This window comes from Vibrio sp. Vb2880 (assembly GCF_033337975.1).
GTDB lineage: Bacteria > Pseudomonadota > Gammaproteobacteria > Enterobacterales > Vibrionaceae > Vibrio > Vibrio alginolyticus.
The window spans coordinates 52,923-73,678 of the sequence record NZ_JAWORT010000004.1; the positions used below are offsets into that span (position 1 = coordinate 52,923).

The following is a 20,756-nucleotide window of genomic DNA, read 5'->3' on the forward strand; positions in this document are numbered from 1 at the left end:
CTCCTCATTCTTAGACGACCATTTTATGCGCTGAAGATTTGCGCTAGTTCGTTTTCACATAAATGATACTGACGAGGGCAGTTACGCCAAGTTTGCAGCATACGGCGGTATTTATCTAGCATCGGCATTTGGCTGTTAAAGTGATGATCTGCCTTGTCAAACTGAGGGTACAAACCTTCAGAATCGATGAGAAAACGTACGTAATGTACTTGTTGCGCTTCTGAAGCGATATCAAATCCCAAGAACTTCAAGCGACGTTGATCCACGTTGCTACGATCTTCATCGTCTAGCATGTTGTAAGACTCTTGCATCGCATGATACATCTCCATAACGTCGATGATCTCACGACACTCTGCTTCTGAGAGGCAGCCGAAATCTTTGTTCAACTCTCGCATTTGTAGTTCATAACCACGTTCAACGATCGTTTGTAAGCGTTTGTATTTGGCCGCATTACTTGGATCAAGTTGAGACATAAGGTTGTATTGGTTTGATAGAATCAAACGTTGAGCGTTTGACATTTCCATGGTGACCTCACTAGATATCTAATACATTTTTAATGTGCTTAGGTTAACGCTTAAGACATGAGTGAAACATGATCTCAACACATATTTAATACTAAAAAATGGCAAGAACTGTCACTTTTGACCAGTTTGAAAACACTTATTTATGGTAATGATTGTATATGTAGTCTCGGTCTGAAAATACTCTCAGCCACTCTGGCTTGAATACGGTTAAAACCGCCAGTGCCATACCATTTAATAGACCTTCTGGAAAGGCGAGCAACGGCACAAAAACAAAGTAGTTATGTTGAATGGTTTCCCAATCGTAGTGACCAACTGATAGGTGATAAAAAGAGTTAATGATGAGGTGCAGACTTCCTGTTATCGCGCCATTGAAAAATCCAGCAACGAAGATGAAAACAAAAATGTTTCGTGGCAAGTAGTGGTAACTCAGAAGAAACACTAAGTAACTAATGAAAATCGGAATTAGGGCAGATAGAACTAACGACGTGGGTAAGAGTAGCAAGGACACATCATGTAGTAGGTGGTTGACCAACATAGCGGGAATGCTGAGTAGAAATGCCATGCGCCAACCATACATCATCGTCAGCGTTGTTAGTGCAAGAAAATGAATCTGTAATCCTTCTTTTACACCTGCTTGAGCGGCCCATAAAATACTGAAAAAGAAGAGCGTTGCAAAAACGAGGTGCTGAAATCCTTTTTCTTTTTCCAGTTTGGGCCAAACGACTTTTTTCCAATCTGGTAGGCAGTAGACTACTACTATCCAAATTGAGACAACAAGAGAGCCTAAGTTAAACAAATCCATGTTACTTCCTTCCTATGCGAACATGACGCAATCATTTCTATCGTTCTTTTTATACCTAAATGACCGCAGAGAAACTCACTGATAAGGCTTAGATATAATCAAAAAAATACCAGCAATAAGCTGGTATCTTAAAGAGGTTAGTCTTGCGGTTCACTTAGTATTTTACGTTATCGTTGTATTGAGCAAGAATGGATTGAATTTCATCCATGGTTTCTTTCGGTGGCGGGTTTACGCCTTCGAGTGGGTATTCTAAGCCTAACGCTTCCCACTTATGAGCCCCTAATTTGTGGTAAGGAAGTAACTCGACCTTTTCGATGTTATCCATGTCTTTAATAAATTCACCAAGCATGTGTGCTGCTTCTGGGTCATCTGTGTAACCAGGCACGACGACATAGCGAATCCATGTTTTCTTTCCGATTTTTTGCAAGTAACGAGCAAAGTCCAATGTGCGTCGGTTGGATACACCGATGAGATCTTGGTGCACTTCGTCTTTCATGTGTTTGATGTCAAGCATGACTAAGTCTGTTGCATCCAGTACTTCATCGATAACATCAGTGTGCTTACGAACATAACCGTTAGTATCTAGACATGTATGAATGCCTTCGGCTTTAGCTGCGCGGAAAAAATCACGTACGAATTCCGGTTGAAGCATCGCTTCGCCGCCAGAACAAGTAACGCCACCACCTGATGCATTCATGAAGTGGCGGTAACTTTTCGCTTCGGAAATGATTTCTTCAACCGTGACTTCTTTGCCATCATGCGTGTCCCAAGTATCGCGGTTATGGCAATACTTACAGCGCATTAAACAACCTTGCAAGAAGACGATAAATCGAATACCAGGTCCGTCTACGGTACCACATGACTCAAATGAGTGAATACGACCAGCTGTTGACATCTTTTGCTCTCATTACTAGTAAATTCTAGCTGTTATTTTATTACAAAAAGCAGGGTTAAAACAGCTTTGTCGGTACTAAAGGCAAGGTTATTTGAAGAAAGAAAATAGATGGAGCCAATCTACATAAACGCTTGAACACGAGGTGGTTAATACCTACCCCGAGAACTTGCCGTGTATCTAGATTGACTTCGATGCTGGGATAATCCAGTTTTTAGAAAAAGGCGAACACGGAGAACGAGCCTGTCCCATAAACATCGGTTTGGGCTTCTTCATAATCCGGTGTTTTAATCGTAAAGGTGATGCTTGCACCGTAATTTTGGTTGTACCAAGATACCCCCGCGACGGCACTTGCTTGCCAATTTTGCAGTGTGACGTCGTATGGCGCTGACGGTTCAGGAATGCCAGGACGATCTCCTTCGATAGTCATGTCATTAAAGCGGTAACGACCTTCAAACCCGGTGAACAAGAACCAACTCGACGTGTTCTGAGCGATCATACTTGCTGAGAAAGGGCTTTCGACACTGATATTGGCGGCTCCGATGCTATTCGCTAGGTTTGCACCCCAACGAAACATGACGCCTTGAGAGACATCACTACGGAAGTTACCCGCATTGATGTCGTTAATGTTGGTGATCTCCCATTGTGTTTTTTGTTCTTCGCTGCGCATCAATTTGTTAAATACGCGGTAACCAAGGCTGAACGCCACTTTATCTTCAATCTGGTAATCCCAACCTTGAGGGTCCGTCGATCCTGTTATGCCGTGAACGATTTCTTGCGCCTTTTCTGATAGCGAACTTTCACCCGTAGCTCCTATGGTGAAATTGTACCGTACAGCTTTGTCACTCGTTAGGGAAAGGTAGTTGATTTCGGTGTGTAGGTAACCGGCATATGGGCGATCATTGATTAGTGGATAATCGGCTTCAATGTCGCTTGGAGTCCACATTTTGTGGCCAAGAACCAACTCTATTTTATCGATATTGGCGTGCTCTGAGTTAGCTAGACTCAGCCATTTCCATTGGCTTTCTTGTATCAGTTGGTCTGTCGCGTACGAAAGGAATACACCATTCGTATAGTCTTGATCGACGCCAAAAATACCATCGTTGTCGATGGTAAAAGAAACCGTAGACTTAGTGGATGCTATTGCAACTGGAGAAAGAAGGGTAAGAATAATTAATTTACTAAATCTCATAGACTTTATTTGCTAACTTTTTTCGCATCATACGTAAGAATGCGGGCAAAAGTCTTTCGCGATATCACAACTTTCATTCAAGAAATAAAAAAAGGCTGATGCTACTTAGCATCAGCCTTTGTTGTATTACTAGAACGTTATTTCGCTATAGTCTTATAGAGACTCAGTGAATGTACGTGCGATTACGTCAGCTTGTTGCTCTGCAGTTAGAGAGTTGAAGCGAACAGCGTAACCAGATACACGGATTGTTAGCTGAGGGTATTTCTCTGGGTGCTTAACTGCGTCTTCTAGAGTTTCACGGTTAAGAACGTTCACGTTTAGGTGTTGGCCACCTTCGATACCCGCTTCGTGGTGGAAGTAACCATCCATCAGACCAGCAAGGTTAGCGCGTTGTGAACCCTCATCTTTACCTAGTGCGTTAGGTACGATAGAGAATGTGTAAGAGATACCATCTTGTGCGTCAGCAAACGGCAGTTTAGCAACTGAAGTTAGTGATGCTACAGCACCTTTCTCGTCACGACCGTGCATTGGGTTTGCACCTGGAGCAAATGGAGCACCAGCACGACGACCGTCAGGCGTGTTACCAGTTTTCTTACCGTAAACCACGTTTGAAGTGATAGTAAGAATTGACTGAGTAGGGATTGCATCACGGTAAGTCTTAAGCTTACGGATTTTGCCCATAAATACAGAAACAAGTTCACATGCAATGTCATCAACGCGTGGGTCGTTGTTACCGAATTTAGGGTAATCGCCTTCGATTTCGAAGTCGATTGCTAGACCGTCTTCGTCACGAATTGGCTTAACTTTTGCGTATTTAATTGCAGATAGTGAGTCAGCTGCAACAGATAGACCAGCAATACCACAAGCCATAGTACGCTTAACGTCACGGTCGTGTAGAGCCATTAGCGCCGCTTCGTAGCTGTACTTATCGTGCATGAAGTGGATAGCGTTTAGTGCAGTCACATATTGTTTCGCTAGCCAATCCATGAAGTGGTCCATTTTCTCCCACAGTTCATCGTAGTTAAGAACATCGCCTTCGATCTTAGGCATTTGCGGGCCAACTTGGATTTTTAGCTTCTCATCCACACCACCGTTGATGGTGTAAAGCATTGTTTTCGCAAGGTTCGCACGAGCACCGAAGAACTGCATTTGCTTACCAACAACCATTGGAGATACACAACATGCGATCGCGTAGTCGTCAGAGTTCATGTCTGGACGCATTAGGTCGTCATTTTCGTACTGAATAGAAGAAGTATCGATAGATACTTTCGCACAGAACTTCTTGAAGCCTTCAGGTAGTTGCTCAGACCAAAGAACAGTGATGTTTGGCTCTGGAGAAGGACCCATAGTGTATAGTGAGTTTAGGAAACGGAAGTTTGTACGAGTAACTAGCGTACGACCGTCAAGACCCATACCACCCATAGACTCAGTTGCCCAGATAGGGTCGCCAGAGAATAGATCATCGTACTCAGGAGTACGTAGGAAACGAACCATACGTAGTTTCATTACGAAGTGGTCGATCATTTCCTGAGCTTGTTCTTCAGTTAGCTTACCAGCCGCGATATCACGTTCGATGAAGATGTCTAGGAACGTAGAAGTACGACCTAGAGACATAGCCGCACCGTTTTGAGATTTAACAGCAGCTAGGTAACCGAAGTAAGTCCACTGAATAGCTTCTTGCGCAGTTTCAGCAGGACGAGAAATATCACAACCGTATTTTGCAGCCATTTCTTTGATTTGACCTAGAGCACGGTGTTGCTCTGCGATCTCTTCACGAAGCTGCATTGTCATTTGTAGGTCTTCGCCGTTCTCAAAACGCTCTTGTAGAGAAGAGAACTGCGCGAATTTATCCTTCATTAGGAAGTCAATACCGTATAGAGCAACACGACGGTAGTCACCGATGATACGACCACGACCGTATGCATCTGGAAGACCAGTCAGTACGCCAGATTTACGACACGCCATGATTTGAGGAGTGTAGATATCGAAAACGCCTTGGTTGTGAGTTTTACGGTATTCTGTGTAGATTTTTTTAACTTGTGGGTCTAGCTCGCGGTCGTAGGCTTTGCATGAACCTTCAACCATGCGGATACCACCGTTAGGGATGATCGCACGTTTTAGAGGAGCGTCAGTTTGAAGACCTACGATAGTTTCTAGGTCTTTTTCGATGTAGCCTGCATCGTGAGCAGTGATGGTAGAGATAACTGAAGTATCAAAATCAACAGGAGCGTGAGTCGCGTTCTCTTGTTTGATGCCTTCCATTACCTTAGCCCAAAGCTTGTTAGTCGCTTCAGTACCTTCAGAAACTAGGAAAGATTCGTCGCCTTCGTACGGAGTGTAGTTCTTCTGAATGAAATCACGAACGTTTACTTCGTTTTGCCAGTCGCCTGCAGCAAAACCTTCCCAAGCTTTAGCAAATTGCTCTGCCATGACATACCTACCTTTTTAGTAGAAAAAAATACGTACTGCTTCGCCGTTGAGCCAGCTATCCCCAGATAAAAGAGGGGAACAGTACACTCTTATGAATAACAATATTTATAGTCTTAAATTTACGTATTCGATTTACAAAACTATAAATATTGTCACTAGTTTTAACGTTTCTCTTTTTAAGCAACAGTTAGAGGTTAAACTAAAATTTTTTTGCAAACCTTAAACTAAATCAATAAATCCTCAAAAATCTCGATAAAAATGGGGTAGCGACGAGCGCTACCCACAAATTTCTGGACTGCTAGCTTATAGCCAAGCTTGGATGCCATACTGGCCTTCAAGCATACCAACTGCAAGCATAGCAACTAAACAGATAACAAGTACGCTTACTGGGATCACAATCTTGTCTACAAATGATAGGCGAGACGCGCGCTCTTTATCTCCAATTAAACCGTTGTTATCTAAAAGCATAGTTAGTGCCCAAGCTAGAACTGGGTTAACAACGGCAGAACCAAAGATACAGATACCTGCTGCTTGTGAGTCTTTCGAGTCCTTCACCATCTGCATGCCAGCTTCAAGCAGTGGTAGAGATACACCAACGAGAAGAGCAACGCGCATAACTGGAGGCCATACTGCAACGTCCATAGGAAAACCAAGGATTGCAACAATAATACATAGAGAGCCTAGTAAGATGGCACCAGCAGGAATAGGGCGTTTCGCGATTGCAGCAGGGATCATGTAAGTCCCCCAAGATGATGTGATGTTACCACCACCCACTGCAGTACCAACCATTTGGCGAACGGAACACATTGTCATTGTGTCATCAACGTCCATCAGCACTTTCTCACTCTTACGTGGGTAGTTCATCTCTTGGAAGATACGGTGACCCAAGAAGTCAGGTGACCACATTGCTACCGCAAGAATGGCGAATGGTAGTGAAGCGATGAAGTGTTCCATATTAGGAAGACCAAGCATCCAACCTTCTTCTGTGGAACCCCACCAGTAGATTGGATTTAGGTTTGGAAGGCCTGTCTCGGTTACGAATTTAATATCGAAGCCTGCGCCAAGAGCAAGTGCGATTGCAAGCCCAGTGAAGGCACAAACAGGGATCGCTAGCCAGCGTTTGTTCACTTTAGCAAGGAACGCGTATAAGCCAATGGTAACCGCAAGAACAATTAGACCGATGTAACCCATGCTACCAGCGGCAACCGTATCGGATTGCAAACCAACAGCCCAAGCTTGAATAGAGTTAATTTGGCTCATGGTTCCGGTTAAACCTAGGAAAATAAGAAGGCCACCAGCCGTACCTTCAGAGGTGAGGTTAACCAGTTTTGACCCACCTTTTAAGAGGCTCAAAATCAAACCAAACACACCAATGAGAATTGCTAATGCAAGAGGGTGAGCACCAGCAAGAGCGATGGTACCAATAAGAGGGATCATTGGGCCGTGGTTGCCTGCTAGGTTGGCTTTAGGGTTAATAAAACCAGAGGCAAGTACACAGAAAAGAAGTGCAGGGATGAGCATTTCTACACGCGCAACTTCGATAGCAAAGTCCTTGCCTAAGTTTACGTGGTCCCATGCTGCAGTAAGACCTTCAGCCCAAGACATCATTACCGCAGAGTACATTGCGATAATACCGATAGTACCAGCAAGCGCTGGAACAAGGTCTTCAAGCTCAAAGCGGAAGTCACGACCTGGCAAGTTCAAGCCAAAACGACGTGGCTTCATGATTTGTAGTTCGTGGTCTAGGTAGTCTGAACGGCTTGCGAACTCAGATGCTGGACGATGAAGCTCACGGTAGCTCTTGGTCTCGATATCTGAATCAGAGTGCGTTTTGTTAACTGCGTCTGACATAGATTCCTCATATATTTAAAAGTTATGAATTCTTCATTCAATTGTGTTAATCCGCATCCTGCGGCACGCTTATGCTAGCTATTGTTAGATTTGTTACACGTCGACACTGTGCCTAAGCATAGCTAATAACTTATTGTGTTGAGGCACAAAAAAAGCCTCATCTTTTGGCAGGAGTCTAGCAAGATAGCCATTTAGGGTGATTGATTTAGATCACTTTAAGAATGGTTGTGAAATAAAACTACAGAAAGTTTCTGGCATGCGAATGAGATGCGGAGATCTTGTGTAATTTCATTACACAAGTTGCATAAAATTAGAACTTTTTGTCCTTTTGCACGAGATGCAGATTAAATGTCAATATTCACGGTGATTATATAAAGCTGGCTTTATTCTTGCTTTGGACAGAGCAAAGACAATTTTTTGGCTAATCATTGCCGCTCAGTTTAGGAAAAAGACATGAAACAGCTTAAAGTACCGCCACTAGTGGCAATCATCTCAGGGTTAATGGTCGGTTGCGGCGGCGGTGGCGGCGGTGGCGGCGGTGGTGCAGCGCCGAAAACTGCCTTTACTTTTGATTTTGCTATACCAGCAACAATGACTGAAAGTGAAGCAACTACGAAAGGTTGTACTGTATATGACCACAAAACTGAGCTGAACGGCGATAAAACGGTTTTAACCTATAGTGCAGCGTCAAAAGAGCAAGTGACCAACTATGTTATCGGTTACTACTCTGATGCCGATGGCAAAAGATCCGGAGACATTATCAAACCTACCACTGATAACTTTAAGTTTTATCTTGAAGATATCCCTGACGGCGGCTTTGTAACGTTTCAAGCAATAGAATTTAACGGCAAAGAAGCTCGCGTAAACACGTTTTCAAAAGAGTTCTTGCAAGATAAGAAACTACGTAATGCTACTTTTGCACTAAACCGAGACTCTTTGAACAAATGCTTTACTGGCGGTAACTTAGCAAGCAATAAGTTTACTAACTTAGATTACCGAAACGCTGAATCAGGTGGCGGAGATTACAACTTTGTCTCGCAAACCGATATTTTCACGTCTCCGAACCCTGATATGTTGCCTACTGATGAACTGATGGGGCTTAAAGGTGAACCAACGGCATTGTTTCAGTATGAATCAGGTTCAAGCGACAAAGCGCTTTACCAGTATGGTATTGGTTCGTGGGGAACTGGTGAGATAGCCTTAGTTAGAGCGGATAATACGTCAAACATTTATTCGTCTTCTGACTATACTTACGACTCGCTCAACATTGGCTTTGTTACTAACGGCTTTGCATATGACGCGTTGAAGCTGGATAAAACGGCCGTTGAATATAATCGCCCTAGTGCAACGAATAAAGAAACTTGGGTATACATGGCGTTCTCAGAGAATCAAGTTAATGGTTGGGAGTCTCTACTTAACGAAACGATCTCTGACGGATGGGATATTGACGTTGATCCGAGTGCTTACTTAAATATTGATAACCTGCCGAACACAAAACCAAGTGTATCAGCGCAAGGAAGTGCAGAGTCCGTGATTGATCTGGACATGGGCTTAACATCGTCTACTGAAGGCTTTACTCGTGTCGCTTACTTTGCAACTTCAGGCGACTACAGAGTCACACATCGCATTTTCACAACAAGTGATAGTGATTCTGTTGTTGTTCCAGAATTGCATTACTACAACTTCCCAACATCGGCCGTTAACGGTTTGAAAGTTTCAGCTTCGGACGATTTTAATCGCACTGCTTTAGTAGTGAATGAAGATAGTAATATTGATTCTAAAGTTTTCATGAGCTTCTTCTCCAATGGTGAAGCGTCAGAGCCTGAACTAGATGAAGACCTAGATGGCATCATTACTTCTGAAAAAGAAGGCTTGGAAAATGAAGTGACATTACGTACTTCAAACTCGTTGGTAGTCAGTCGTTTTAATTAATTCATTGCGACCTCGAATAGGTTTCAATTAACACTTTTGTAAATTTATTAAGCCCCTTTGAAAGGGGCTTTTTTATATTTAATATTCAACTTTTGAAGAATATGTTGCTATATATTGCATATTAATTTGTCTATCGTATCTTTCTATTCGAATTATTTAGGTTAATAATTTGTTGCAAGTTTCAAGGGGCGGTGCTAATTTGTTCCGAATTAGAGAGGGCGGAGTCCCTTAATTGCAGTGACAAAAACACAGGGAGTAGGGCGCATGAATGATGTACCAGCGCTAGATATAAAAGACCTGCACAAAACATTTGGACAAAATGAAGTTTTAAAAGGCATTTCACTTGCCGCGCACAAAGGAGATGTTATCTCCATCATTGGCTCTTCCGGCTCAGGCAAGAGTACCTTTCTCAGATGTATCAACTTGCTAGAAACGCCTACCGCGGGCGAAATTTGGGTAAATGGTGAATTAATCCAAATGAAGAACAACAGAGCAGGTGAATCTGTTCCTGCTAATGAAAAGCAAGTCCAACGTATTCGCTCACGTCTGGCAATGGTTTTCCAAGGTTTCAACCTCTGGTCTCACCTAACCGTACTAGAAAACGTGATTGAGGCGCCTGTTCATGTCTTAGGCGTGCCAAAAGCTCAAGCGATTGAAAATGCAGAAGTCTTGCTTAAGAAAGTAGGCTTGTATGAGCGTAAAGATTATTACCCTGGGCACTTATCTGGTGGCCAGCAGCAACGTGCAGCTATTGCCCGTGCGCTAGCAGTTGACCCAGAGGTGATGTTGTTTGACGAGCCAACTTCTGCGCTTGACCCAGAACTTGTAGGAGAAGTTCTGGGGGTAATGAGAGATTTGGCAGATGAAGGGCGAACTATGCTGGTGGTCACGCACGAAATGGCGTTTGCGCGTGACGTATCAAACCATGTGATGTTTTTACATCAAGGCTTAGTGGAAGAACAGGGAAATCCAGCTAAGCTATTTACAAACCCGGATTCAGAACGATTACAGCAGTTTATCTCATCCATTTACTAATATTTGTTAGGCGGCAGACTATTGCCTCCTAAGCCAACACAACAAACAAAACGAAATAAAATAGCAATCACAGGAGTATGGAAATGAAAAAGTGGTTATTAGCAGCAACGATTGCTGCAACGGCAGTATCAGGTGTTGCCCAAGCGAAAGAATGGAAAACAGTTCGCTTTGGTATCGAAGGTGCTTACCCTCCGTTTAGCTGGACAGAAACTGATGGCTCAATAAAAGGCTTTGACGTAGACATGGCAAATGCACTCTGTGAAGAGATGCAAGTGAAGTGCAAAATCGTCGCTCAAGATTGGGATGGTATTATTCCTTCTCTGCTTGCACGTAAGTACGATGCCATCATCGCAGCAATGTCTATCACTGAAGAGCGCAAGAAAAAAGTCGATTTCACTGGCAAGTACGCACAAATTCCAAATAAATTTATCGCTAAGAAAGGTGCGGGTCTAGATTTTGATAATCTTAAAGATGTCAAAATTGGCGTGCAACGTGCGACGACACATGACAAGTACTTAACTGACAACTACGGCGATGATGTTGAAATTGTGCGTTATGGCTCTTTTGATGAAGCGTATCTTGATCTAGAAAATGGTCGAATTGCTGCTGTTTTAGGTGATGCTTCTGCTCTAGAAGAGGGTGTGATCAACAAAGCAGGTGGCGAAGCTTATGAGTTTGTTGGACCATCGTTAACCGATCCAAAATGGTTTGGCGAAGGTATGGGTATCGCTGTTCGTAAACAAGACAAAGATCTAACGAAGAAACTCGACGCAGCAATTATTTCACTACGTGAGAAAGGTGTTTACCAAGAAATTGCTGGTAAATACTTTAACTACGATGTGTACGGTGAATAAACCGTAATTAAGCGACCGTTGGCTTGTTCCTAGAAGTAGTCAACGGTCGATTTTTTGAGTTTAGGGATTAGGAACTCACCTATGCTAGATTTACAAGGATACGAAGCTTCGATTTTGAAAGGAGCTTTAGTAACAATAGAAGTTGCAGTGCTTTCACTCATTCTCGCCATGGTCTTAGGCATGCTTGGCGCATTAGCTAAGTTAGCGCCTTACAAATGGGCAAGGGCGATTGCCACTCTTTACACCACCGTCATTCGCGGCATTCCAGATTTGGTTCTGATGATGCTAATTTTCTTTGGTGGACAAATACTTTTAAATAACAGCCTTTACTCCATCAACGAAACGCTCAACGAGTGGTTTGCCTCGAGTGATCCAAACCATGAATGGACGTCTTACTTACCTGATTATATTGATGTCAGCCCATTTATAGCTGGTGTACTCACGATTGGTTTTATCTTTGGCGCCTACATGGCGGAGACTTTTCGTGGAGCGATCATGGCGGTGGACAAGGGTGAATTAGAAGCGGCGAAAGCTTATGGGATGAGTTCTGCTTTATCGTTTAGAAGAATCTTACTTCCTCAGATGATTCGTCATGCATTACCTGGATTTGGTAATAACTGGTTAGTGTTACTTAAGACCACAGCGTTAGTTTCCATTATTGGTCTGGATGACATGGTGAGAATGAGCTCATTGGCAGCAGGTACAACGAAAATGCCGTTCACCTTTTACATGGCTGTCGCGCTCATCTTTCTATTTTTTACCAGCGTTTCGACCGGGCTACTCAAGCTTGTTGAGCGTAAGTTCAGTATTCATGCGAGGTAAGTTATGGACTTTTCTTTGATTATTGAAAGCTTTCCAACTTATCTTCAGGGACTTTGGACAACAGTTTGGTTAGTGGGATTAGCATTGGTTATTGGCTTGTGTGTCTCTATCCCATTAGCCGTGGCACGCAATAGTACCAATTACGCTCTAAGCTTACCTTCTTGGGGATTCATTTACTTTTTCCGTGGAACGCCGCTATTGGTTCAGCTGTATTTGATTTACTACGGCATGGATCAGTTTTTCCCTGTGAAAGATACCTTGTGGGAGAACGCTTGGTTCTGTGCTCTGGTCGCTTTTATTCTTAATACATCGGCTTACACCGCAGAAATTATTCGTGGTGCGATTAATGGTTTGCCGAAAGGTGAGGTGGAAGCTGCGAAAGCATATGGCATGAGTAAGTTTATGACATATAGACGTATTATCTTGCCGAGTGCATTGCGTCGAGCATTACCAGCTTATTCAAACGAGGTCATATTTATGCTGCACGGAAGTGCAGTCGCGGGCATCGTTACCATCATGGATTTAACTGGTGCTGCGCGTCTAGTTAACTCGCGCTACTATGCACCATTTGAGTCTTTCCTGACGGCGGGGCTGTTCTACATGGCACTGACGTTTATGATCTTGTGGTGTTTCAAAGTGGCAGAGAAGCGTTTCTTAGCTTATCTGCGTCCTTTAAGCTAATTATCAATAGAGGCAATAGCATCGGAGTGGGTGCTATTGCTTTTGATAATTTTGTTATCTTCATTCCTATTTTTCCAGTCGATGTAAAAGACTCTTTCTTATTATTCATCAACTTACATTAACATTCGGTAAACTCATTGTTTAGTAAGTAAAAATGAAAAAAACAATTCTATCGTTGGGCATTGCCGCCTTAGCCACAGGATGTGGAGAGGGAGAATCACAACCTAATGCTCAAGTAAAACCAACGCCAGCTCCAGTTCAACAAGCTCTTGAAACTGGTAATGCACTGCTCGTTTCTGACCCGAGCGATTTCATTCGAGAAAGTCGTCAGGTTGTAGAAGCCCACAAGATGCAGTCGAATTCGATCAAATCTGCAATTGCGAAAAACCTTTCAGGTCTTTATTGGGATCCAACCCATGATGCTGCGATCTTGGCACCTCAGTATGGCTTCAACGACACCATCTTGATGACCAATAAGGCCATGGCAAGCGGTTACAAAGATCAAGCTCTGTCAATTGGCGTTGCCGGGGAAAAGTCTAATGGTCAACGTTACGCACTATTAGGTAGTAACCCATTTAGAACGGCACAACGTTTTCCCGACTCTTCCAACGCAGCGATGACGAAATGGTTAAGTAACCTGGTCACTTGGTTGTCGGGCGGAGTTACTTCAAACGTCGTCATCGCGCAAATGGATCAGTCTTATTACTTTCCGGATGAGCAAGCGACTCGGAATTGGCTGAAAGACAATGTTTCACAAGAGTTGGCGTTTAACGAGGCCAACCTATGCGATGGTTCGAAGCTACTTAGCTGCTTGCAAACCAATACTCCAAACTTATTGATCTTGTCACAGCATCTGCAATCTGGAGATACCAACAAACCAGTACTCGAAGCTTTGGAATACGCTGAGCAAGCCCAAATTCCTGTTCTATACCTGCATTGGGATGGAGGACTAACTGATCTTGGCCAAGACATTTTGGAAAAATTCCATGTTGATTATGTGGGAGATAACTATTGGCGTAAGTTAGGCTTGGTCGACTGGGAACCTTCATCGTTGATGAACGTTGTGCCGGACTCTGTCATCACACAACAAGCGCTGTTGTCTCGTTTTGAATCTCAAAATTTCAACGTTGACTTGTCAAAGTGTGATGACAAATCCTGCCCTGACACTGCGAATATGGACAGTCAATTTTATGCAGGGGCAAACAGCATTCGCCATTGGTTGCAAAAGCTTGATGAACAAAAAGTAGATTTGTTTAATCAAAACGGCTACCAATACGAAAAACTCATGGTATTGCTGGCTGATCATTATCGTCAAACGGTTGTCTTCCCGATGGACAAACAATCAACCCAAATGACCGAATTCCTAAAGTCGTACTTTGCCGATTACGTGCAATACAACAGCCGAAGCGTAAACCCAAAACAACCAAATATGGGGAACTTCAGCCGTAGTGAGTTTAGCCCTGACATAAAGAGAATCAGTGCAACGATTAATATGGAATCAAAGCGTAACTTCCGTTCGGCTGGTGTGTATGCGCTTCCTGGGGAAACCTTTACGGTTAAGCGTAATGACAGCAATGATGTGGCGACTAAGATTGTCATCAACACTTTAAGAAGTGGTGCAACTCATGAGTTCAGCAAAGATGGATACACGCGACCAAAACTGCTGACTTCATTCGGCTATGAAGTGAAGCCGGGTGAAACCATCACGCTGACTTCTCCTTATGGTGGTCCAGTACAGGTTCACTTTGACAAAAATGATGTTCCGGTTGAACTGAAATTTAATCATGTGGCACAGCATCCAGTTTGGAGAAGTGAGAAGGACAACGACGCTTTTATTCAACAGTTAGAAGCCAATTTATTCGATTGGGCTGAGCTGATCACTCCTGGGTTTGAAGTACACTCAAAGCGCGACAAAATGTTGGAGTCGGTCAACGATGAAATGTGGTCTACCCCTTCGGAAATGGCGCTTGCAACAGAAGAATATGTTCACAACTACCCGCATGTGCTGGCAGGTTTCCAAGGGCCGGGCATAGATGAAGTGCCTGAAATTATTCAATACGCCCAAAACCAAGGTTGGGAAATCGCCAATATTGATATAGTGAAGCACATGAACGCTGACCAAGCGACGTGTGGTTATGGTTGTTCGGGTAACCCTTACGATGCTTACTGGTCATTCAGCCCACTCGGCCACGGTGATTTACATGAGCTTGGTCATGGTTTAGAAAAAGGTCGATTCCGATTTTCAGGCTGGGAAGGGCATTCAACGACCAATTACTACTCGTATTACAGTAAGTCTCGTTTCTTCCAGAATACGGGAAAAGTTTCAACTTGCCAAAGCTTGGATTTCAAAGGCCAGTTTGAATTATTGCAAGCTAGCCGAACTCAAGCGGATCCAAACGCATACATGGCTGCGCAAAATCAAACCAGTTGGAGTTGGGGCGCTCGTGTTTACATTCAAATGATGATGGCGGCGCAGCATGAAGGTGTGCTTAAAAATGGTTGGCATTTATTGGCGCGCTTGCACCTGATTGAACGTGAGTTTAACCGCTTAAAATCGGACGACGCGCTTTGGGATGAGAGACGATTGAGCATTGGTTTTGCCAACTACTCTCGGGAAGAAGCAAATAGCATCTCGAACAACGACTGGTTGCTTATTGCTCTGAGCTACATCTCTCAGCGAGATATGACTAGCTATCTCGATATGTGGGGGTTCTCGTTCACAGAAAAAGCGAAACAGCAGGTTGTGGCGCTGAATCTACCGCCGATGCCGCTCACTTACTTTGCAAGTAGTAATACAGGCTACTGTCTGAACGAATTTGCTCAAACACCGATAACTATTGATGGTCAAACGGTTTGGCCGCTGAATTAGTGATTAAGTGGTAATTTGTATGAAAAAGGGAGACTGAGTCTCCCTTTTTATTGGACTAAGCTTAGCGTTGAGTCTCGCTTATAGCTTTGCAATATATTACTTAAATGTTGACCAGATTGGTGCGTGATCTGAAGGCTTCTCGATACCACGAAGCTCATAGTCGATACCAGATTCAATACACTTTTCCGCTAGAGAAGGGGTTGCCAAAATGACATCAATTCGTAGGCCACGGTTATCATCAAAACCGCGAGAACGGTAGTCAAACCACGAAAATTGATCGTTCACCTCTGGGTATAGCTTACGGAAGGTGTCCACAAAGCCCCAGTCTAGTAAGGCTTTCAACCATTCGCGCTCTTCAGGTTGGAATGAACATTTACCTGTTTTTAGCCAACGTTTACGGTTTGGCTCGCCGATACCGATATCTGCATCAATAGGGCTGATGTTGATGTCACCCATAACAATCAATTGCTCGTCGTTATTGTGATGATCGTTTAGGTAGGTCATCAGATCTTTATAGAATTGGCGCTTGTATGGGAATTTGGTTTCGTGGCTGATGTTATCCCCTTGAGGGAAATAGCCGTTTAGCACAGTGACCTTTTCGCCGTTTTCATTTAAAAACGTTGCCATGATCATGCGCTTTTGATGTTCCTCGTTATCCGTCGGGAACCCTTTTTGTACGTGTAGAGGCTCTTGCTTACAAAGCATTGCTACGCCGTAATGTGCTTTTTGACCATGAAAATACACTTTGTAGCCCATGGCTTCGACAGCTTCAATCGGGAATGCTTCATCGTGAACTTTAATTTCCTGAAGACCAATCACATCAGGTTGGTGTTTGTCGATTAGCGCTTGGAGTTGGTGCAGTCGCGCACGTAGTCCATTGATGTTAAAGCTGATTACTTTCATTATTTATCCTTTTGGGGGCGTACTTTTTATGAATAGTATCATTGTGTAAGAGCACTGAAAATGAGTCTCGGTGAAAGGAGTGAAACGCTCTGAGCTACTTTGCTTTTAATTTGTTTTCTAAGTCGTTTTGCACGATCTTTAAAGCGTTAAGCGCAATTTCTGGATCTATCTCATTGCTCTCAAGCAAATAGATTAAATCGACAGCCAGTTTGATCTCTTCAGGTGCGTCATCTAAAGGCGAGGTTGGTTGATCAGCCATTATTGATGTTTTTCCCTATGTGTAATTTGGTTCTCTAGCTTAAGAAGTGCTGCTTCACAACGCGCTAAACGTTGCTCGGTTGCTAGTAATACTTTTTGAGCGTCGGCACGCATAAAACTCGGAGCGCTTTCGACAGCACGTTCTTTTTCTAACACCATCTCGCGCAAGCGTCTTGCCCACTCTTGGTGTTGAGCGAGCTCCTGATAAAGCACGTTGATAGGCTTACGGAAATGGCTGCTATGTTTGATTTCATTCTTACGAATTTTAGTGGTAGAAATCTCGCGTTGAATCGCACCGATTTGCGCCACTAACCGTTCAGTGAGGTACTCAGCACGCAAAGCGGTGAGCTTACCTTCATTTTGCTCACGCACAATCGCATCCAGCGTGGCTTTTGCTTCTTTTACGCAAGGAGTAAGTAAGCGAGAGCGGCAACCAAATAAACGCTCATCAAAAAGCGGAACATGATGTTCGCCTCTTTGACGGTCAAGAACAGCGGCTTGCTTCGCCATTTGTTCTAGATTTTCCTGGAGTTGAGAAATGTTCATGACAAACCTACAAACCATGCGTCATAAGCCAATTTAATGGCTAGTATGCTGACGACAGTAACAAATACAGGACGAATGAATTTAGAACCAAATCTAATAGCGGAGTGCGCGCCAACAAAAGCACCAGCCATTAAACATACTCCCATTGTTAAGCCTAGCACCCAGTTGATATGTCCGAGGAATGCAAAAGTGATCAAAGAGGTAAAGTTACTGGTAAAGTTCATTGCTTTTGCTAAGCCAGAGGCGAGCAAGATATTCAGCCGGTACAGCGCCATTGAACTTACTGTCCAAAAAGCCCCAGTTCCAGGCCCTGCGAGTCCGTCGTAGAATCCGATTGATAAGCCTTGTATGTACTGTTTTTTATGAAGTTTGGGGCAAGGCTCGGGTATTGGACTTTGATGAGCAGAGTGGGGCGTTTTATGAAAAACGGTATACAACGCTGCCGCCAAAATAACAAGCGGCAATCCTTTTTCCAGCCAATCTGTACTAATCGCATCTACAAATAGCGTACCTAATGTCGCTCCGACGAGTGTCGCCACGAATGCACGCCGCCAGCATTGAGGCTTGAATAGACGTTTTTTGTAGTACGTAAATGCTGCAGTAGAAGAAGCAAAGGTAGCGGCAAGTTTATTGGTGCCTAGTGCAATATGAGGCGGCAAGCCTAGCGAAAGTAGAGCAGGTACGGTAAGCATGCCACCACCACCGGCAACTGCATCAATAAATCCAGCGACAAAAGCGACAAGCGCCAACACCAACAGCATGGTTGGCTCAATCATTTCCATAAATGGTGATTCTTCTAATATTCTATTTTACGTTTAAATGGAGGTAGTGAGTCGATTAAGGCTTGTCCGTATCGCTTAGTGACTAGGCGTCGATCAAGAATCGTTACTCTACCAGAATCTCTCTCTTTACGCAGTAAGCGACCTACGCTCTGGATCAGCTTTTTGCTTGCGTCTGGTACAGTTATTTGCATAAACGGGTTTCCTCCTTTTTTCTCAATGTATTCGGAATGAGCCTGCTCAACAGGGGAGGTTGGAACGCCAAATGGAATTTTTGTAATCACCAAGTTTTCAAGTAATTCGCCAGGTAAATCTAGCCCCTCAGAGAAACTGCCAGTACCAAATAAGATGCTGGTTTTATTTGATTCTATTAGCTTTTTATGTTTTTTTAGAATTTCTTGACGTGAGCTTTCACCTTGAACTTGCAACGCCCAGCCTTTTTTTATGAACTCCGAAGAGAGTGCCTTCGCGACTTGGTTCATCTGCCAATAGGATGAGAATAATACTAAGTTGGCTTTCTTGTCTTCCAAGTACTTAGGCAAGATCTCAATAAGATATTCAGTAAATTGAGGCGCTGGTGGTTCATATTTCATCGCAGGGATGAGTAATTCTGCCTGGTTTTGGTAATCGAATGGTGACGCAAGCGCTAAAAACTGAGTGCCTGATTCTGGTTTTCCATCAATACCAACCTGATGGCAAAAGTAATGGAAAGAGTTTAATGCACGCATCGTTGCGGAAACCAAAATGGCGCCAATACATCTGCTCCAAATCTGTTGGTCGAGTTGCCATCCAATTTCAAGTGGCGAAACACTCACAATGAAATCACCCTCGCGATCGGGGTGGGTTTCTAACCAGCGAGCTAAAGGCGCACCTTTTTCACGAGTTGGTTCAGCCATTAAATGCCATACTTGCGCTAGGTTTTCTAACCTTTGAATGTAGAAACCGAGCTCTGCAAGCGCTGGTTCAGCCAACCTTGTCGCAAGCTCCCCGTCTTTTACTCTTTCCGCAATAAGGTCGGCAATTTTTGCCACACTCTGATTTGCTTTTTTACTGAACTGTTTTAGTTCTTTGGATTGGTTCTCTAGCCACTCAGGTAGTTCACCGTGTTCGAAGCGGTAGATACCCTCTTCAAATTGAGCTGGGTCGAACTGTTTGGGCAATTGAGTCAGTGCCGGTATCAAGTTCTGAACCGCGTCTTGAAGGTCATTGCGAAATCGAGCTACGCGTTTCTCGTCTGCGAGTGATGAAAACTTACTAATCGACTGATTTAACTTCTCAAGCCATGCTGCCGCACCTTTTAAACTCGCAGATGCTGAAGCATGGTCACGAGCGACGTGAGGTAAGTGATGTGCCTCGTCGAAGACGTATATCGTGTTTTCTGGCTCAGGTAAAATCACGCCGCCACCTAAATCTGCGTCTGCCATGACGAGAGAGTGGTTAGCAATGATGACATCGTTTTTATCCAACTCTGAGCGCGCTTTTTGGAATGGGCAGCCGCGGTGGCCTGGTAAACTGTTATTGCAACTGTGTTTATCACTGACAATCAGTTGCCAAAGCTTATCGTCGATGGGTTTAGGCCAAGAATCACGGTCACCGTCCCATTTACCTTGCGCAAGAGAGCGATGCATTGTTTCTAACAGCTCTATATCTTTTTGCTTAGGTTTGGTTTCAAACATGGCTAACTGGCCACCATCAGCACCGCTAGCAGTGGCGAGCTTTTCTGCACAACAATAGCGTTGACGGCCTTTTGCCAAAATAAAAGAAAACTCTCGGTCGGTAATCCGACGAAAAAGAGGGAGGTCTTTATTTATGAGCTGCTCTTGCAGAGCGACGGTCGCCGTTGAGATAACCACTTTCCTATTGTTATGTACAGCCACGGGAATGGTCGCCATTAGATAAGAGAGCGATTTACCAATTCCAGTCCCTGCTTCTGCAACGAGTATTCGGTTAGATTTGTGATACTGACCGCACAGCGTTTTTGCAATCTCTGCAACAAGGTAGTTTTGTGCTCTTCTAGGCACAAAGTTATCAAGTTGATCTTGAAGGTTTTGATAGCTATTACGAATCGATTTTTGAATGTTACTGGTCAGCATACGGGCCTCAAATGCGTTGGAGGCGAATAGTAGCACACATCACTAGTTGTACAGTAGTTCACAAAACGGAATGCTTTTATAAGGAATGTAGATCTCCTTCACAAAAAAATATTGAACCTTATCTTAATGAAATTAATTTCATTATATGAAAAATATAAAACTCCAACTTGGTCTTATTTGTAGGTTTTTATTCTTTTTTTGTTTTTTTTAAATTTACTTATTGGATTAAAAAACCATTTGTTAATAATTTTGTAAATTACAAATAATAATGGAGATTGGTTAGATGTTCGTCG

The 20,756-nt window shown here is 43.5% G+C and carries 17 protein-coding genes; 6 read left to right on the top strand and 11 right to left on the bottom strand.

Going from position 1 to position 20,756, the window contains the following annotated elements; all coding sequences use genetic code 11:
• Positions 1-23 precede the first annotated feature (23 nt).
• The 6 genes from R7M92_RS05850 to R7M92_RS05875 form a co-directional block, all read right to left on the bottom strand.
• Complete coding sequence (locus R7M92_RS05850) at positions 24-524, bottom strand: YfbU family protein (RefSeq protein ID WP_005378446.1); 501 nt, start codon at positions 522-524, stop codon at positions 24-26.
• A gap of 136 nt (positions 525-660) precedes the next feature.
• On the bottom strand, positions 661-1,326 hold the full coding sequence (locus tag R7M92_RS05855) for an energy-coupling factor ABC transporter permease (RefSeq protein ID WP_053303246.1): 666 nt from the start codon (positions 1,324-1,326) through the stop codon (positions 661-663).
• Positions 1,327-1,480: 154 nt separating this feature from the next.
• On the bottom strand, positions 1,481-2,221 hold the full coding sequence (gene pflA, locus R7M92_RS05860) for a pyruvate formate lyase 1-activating protein (protein ID WP_005378444.1): 741 nt from the start codon (positions 2,219-2,221) through the stop codon (positions 1,481-1,483).
• Between the two features lie 211 nt (positions 2,222-2,432).
• Positions 2,433-3,410, bottom strand: coding sequence for a lipid A deacylase LpxR family protein (locus tag R7M92_RS05865; RefSeq protein ID WP_318132940.1), 978 nt, complete (start codon positions 3,408-3,410; stop codon positions 2,433-2,435).
• 153 nt (positions 3,411-3,563) lie between these two features.
• A complete protein-coding gene (pflB, locus tag R7M92_RS05870; RefSeq protein ID WP_005378442.1) occupies positions 3,564-5,840 on the bottom strand; it encodes a formate C-acetyltransferase in 2,277 nt (758 codons plus the stop codon).
• 303 nt (positions 5,841-6,143) lie between these two features.
• Positions 6,144-7,691 carry a DUF3360 family protein gene (locus R7M92_RS05875; protein WP_005378441.1) on the bottom strand — a complete coding sequence of 516 codons (1,548 nt, stop codon included), beginning with the start codon at positions 7,689-7,691 and terminating at the stop codon, positions 6,144-6,146.
• 453 nt (positions 7,692-8,144) lie between these two features.
• Between R7M92_RS05875 and R7M92_RS05880 the strand changes: the two genes are divergently transcribed.
• From R7M92_RS05880 to R7M92_RS05905, 6 genes are all read left to right on the top strand, one after another.
• Positions 8,145-9,623, top strand: coding sequence for a 54K polar flagellar sheath protein A (locus R7M92_RS05880; protein ID WP_318132941.1), 1,479 nt, complete (start codon positions 8,145-8,147; stop codon positions 9,621-9,623).
• Between the two features lie 264 nt (positions 9,624-9,887).
• Positions 9,888-10,658 (top strand): ABC transporter ATP-binding protein, encoded by a 771-nt coding sequence (locus R7M92_RS05885; protein ID WP_005378438.1) that lies wholly within the window; start codon positions 9,888-9,890, stop codon positions 10,656-10,658.
• Positions 10,659-10,741: 83 nt separating this feature from the next.
• Positions 10,742-11,512: an ABC transporter substrate-binding protein gene (locus R7M92_RS05890; protein ID WP_005378437.1), complete on the top strand. Its 771-nt coding sequence runs from the start codon at positions 10,742-10,744 to the stop codon at positions 11,510-11,512.
• 81 nt (positions 11,513-11,593) lie between these two features.
• Complete coding sequence (locus R7M92_RS05895) at positions 11,594-12,334, top strand: ABC transporter permease (protein WP_005378436.1); 741 nt, start codon at positions 11,594-11,596, stop codon at positions 12,332-12,334.
• Between the two features lie 3 nt (positions 12,335-12,337).
• Complete coding sequence (locus R7M92_RS05900) at positions 12,338-13,015, top strand: ABC transporter permease (RefSeq protein ID WP_005378435.1); 678 nt, start codon at positions 12,338-12,340, stop codon at positions 13,013-13,015.
• 154 nt (positions 13,016-13,169) lie between these two features.
• Entirely contained in the window at positions 13,170-15,884 is a 2,715-nt protein-coding gene (locus tag R7M92_RS05905) for an ImpA family metalloprotease (protein ID WP_318132942.1), read from the top strand.
• Positions 15,885-15,980: 96 nt separating this feature from the next.
• Here R7M92_RS05905 and xthA read toward each other — a convergent pair whose 3' ends face one another.
• From xthA to dinG, 5 genes are all read right to left on the bottom strand, one after another.
• Positions 15,981-16,787 carry an exodeoxyribonuclease III gene (xthA, locus tag R7M92_RS05910; RefSeq protein ID WP_005387861.1) on the bottom strand — a complete coding sequence of 269 codons (807 nt, stop codon included), beginning with the start codon at positions 16,785-16,787 and terminating at the stop codon, positions 15,981-15,983.
• A gap of 94 nt (positions 16,788-16,881) precedes the next feature.
• Positions 16,882-17,046 carry a pleiotropic regulatory protein RsmS gene (rsmS, locus tag R7M92_RS05915; protein ID WP_047100850.1) on the bottom strand — a complete coding sequence of 55 codons (165 nt, stop codon included), beginning with the start codon at positions 17,044-17,046 and terminating at the stop codon, positions 16,882-16,884.
• On the bottom strand, positions 17,046-17,591 hold the full coding sequence (locus R7M92_RS05920) for a primosomal replication protein (protein ID WP_005378431.1): 546 nt from the start codon (positions 17,589-17,591) through the stop codon (positions 17,046-17,048). Before R7M92_RS05920 ends, rsmS begins: the two co-directional genes overlap by 1 nt.
• The gene (locus R7M92_RS05925; RefSeq protein WP_138940022.1) at positions 17,588-18,373 is read right to left on the bottom strand and encodes a sulfite exporter TauE/SafE family protein; all 786 of its coding nucleotides are present in this window, start codon (positions 18,371-18,373) and stop codon (positions 17,588-17,590) included. The genes R7M92_RS05920 and R7M92_RS05925 overlap by 4 nt, the downstream gene beginning before the upstream one ends.
• A gap of 14 nt (positions 18,374-18,387) precedes the next feature.
• Positions 18,388-20,463 carry an ATP-dependent DNA helicase DinG gene (gene dinG, locus R7M92_RS05930; protein WP_053303240.1) on the bottom strand — a complete coding sequence of 692 codons (2,076 nt, stop codon included), beginning with the start codon at positions 20,461-20,463 and terminating at the stop codon, positions 18,388-18,390.
• Positions 20,464-20,756 lie beyond the last annotated feature (293 nt).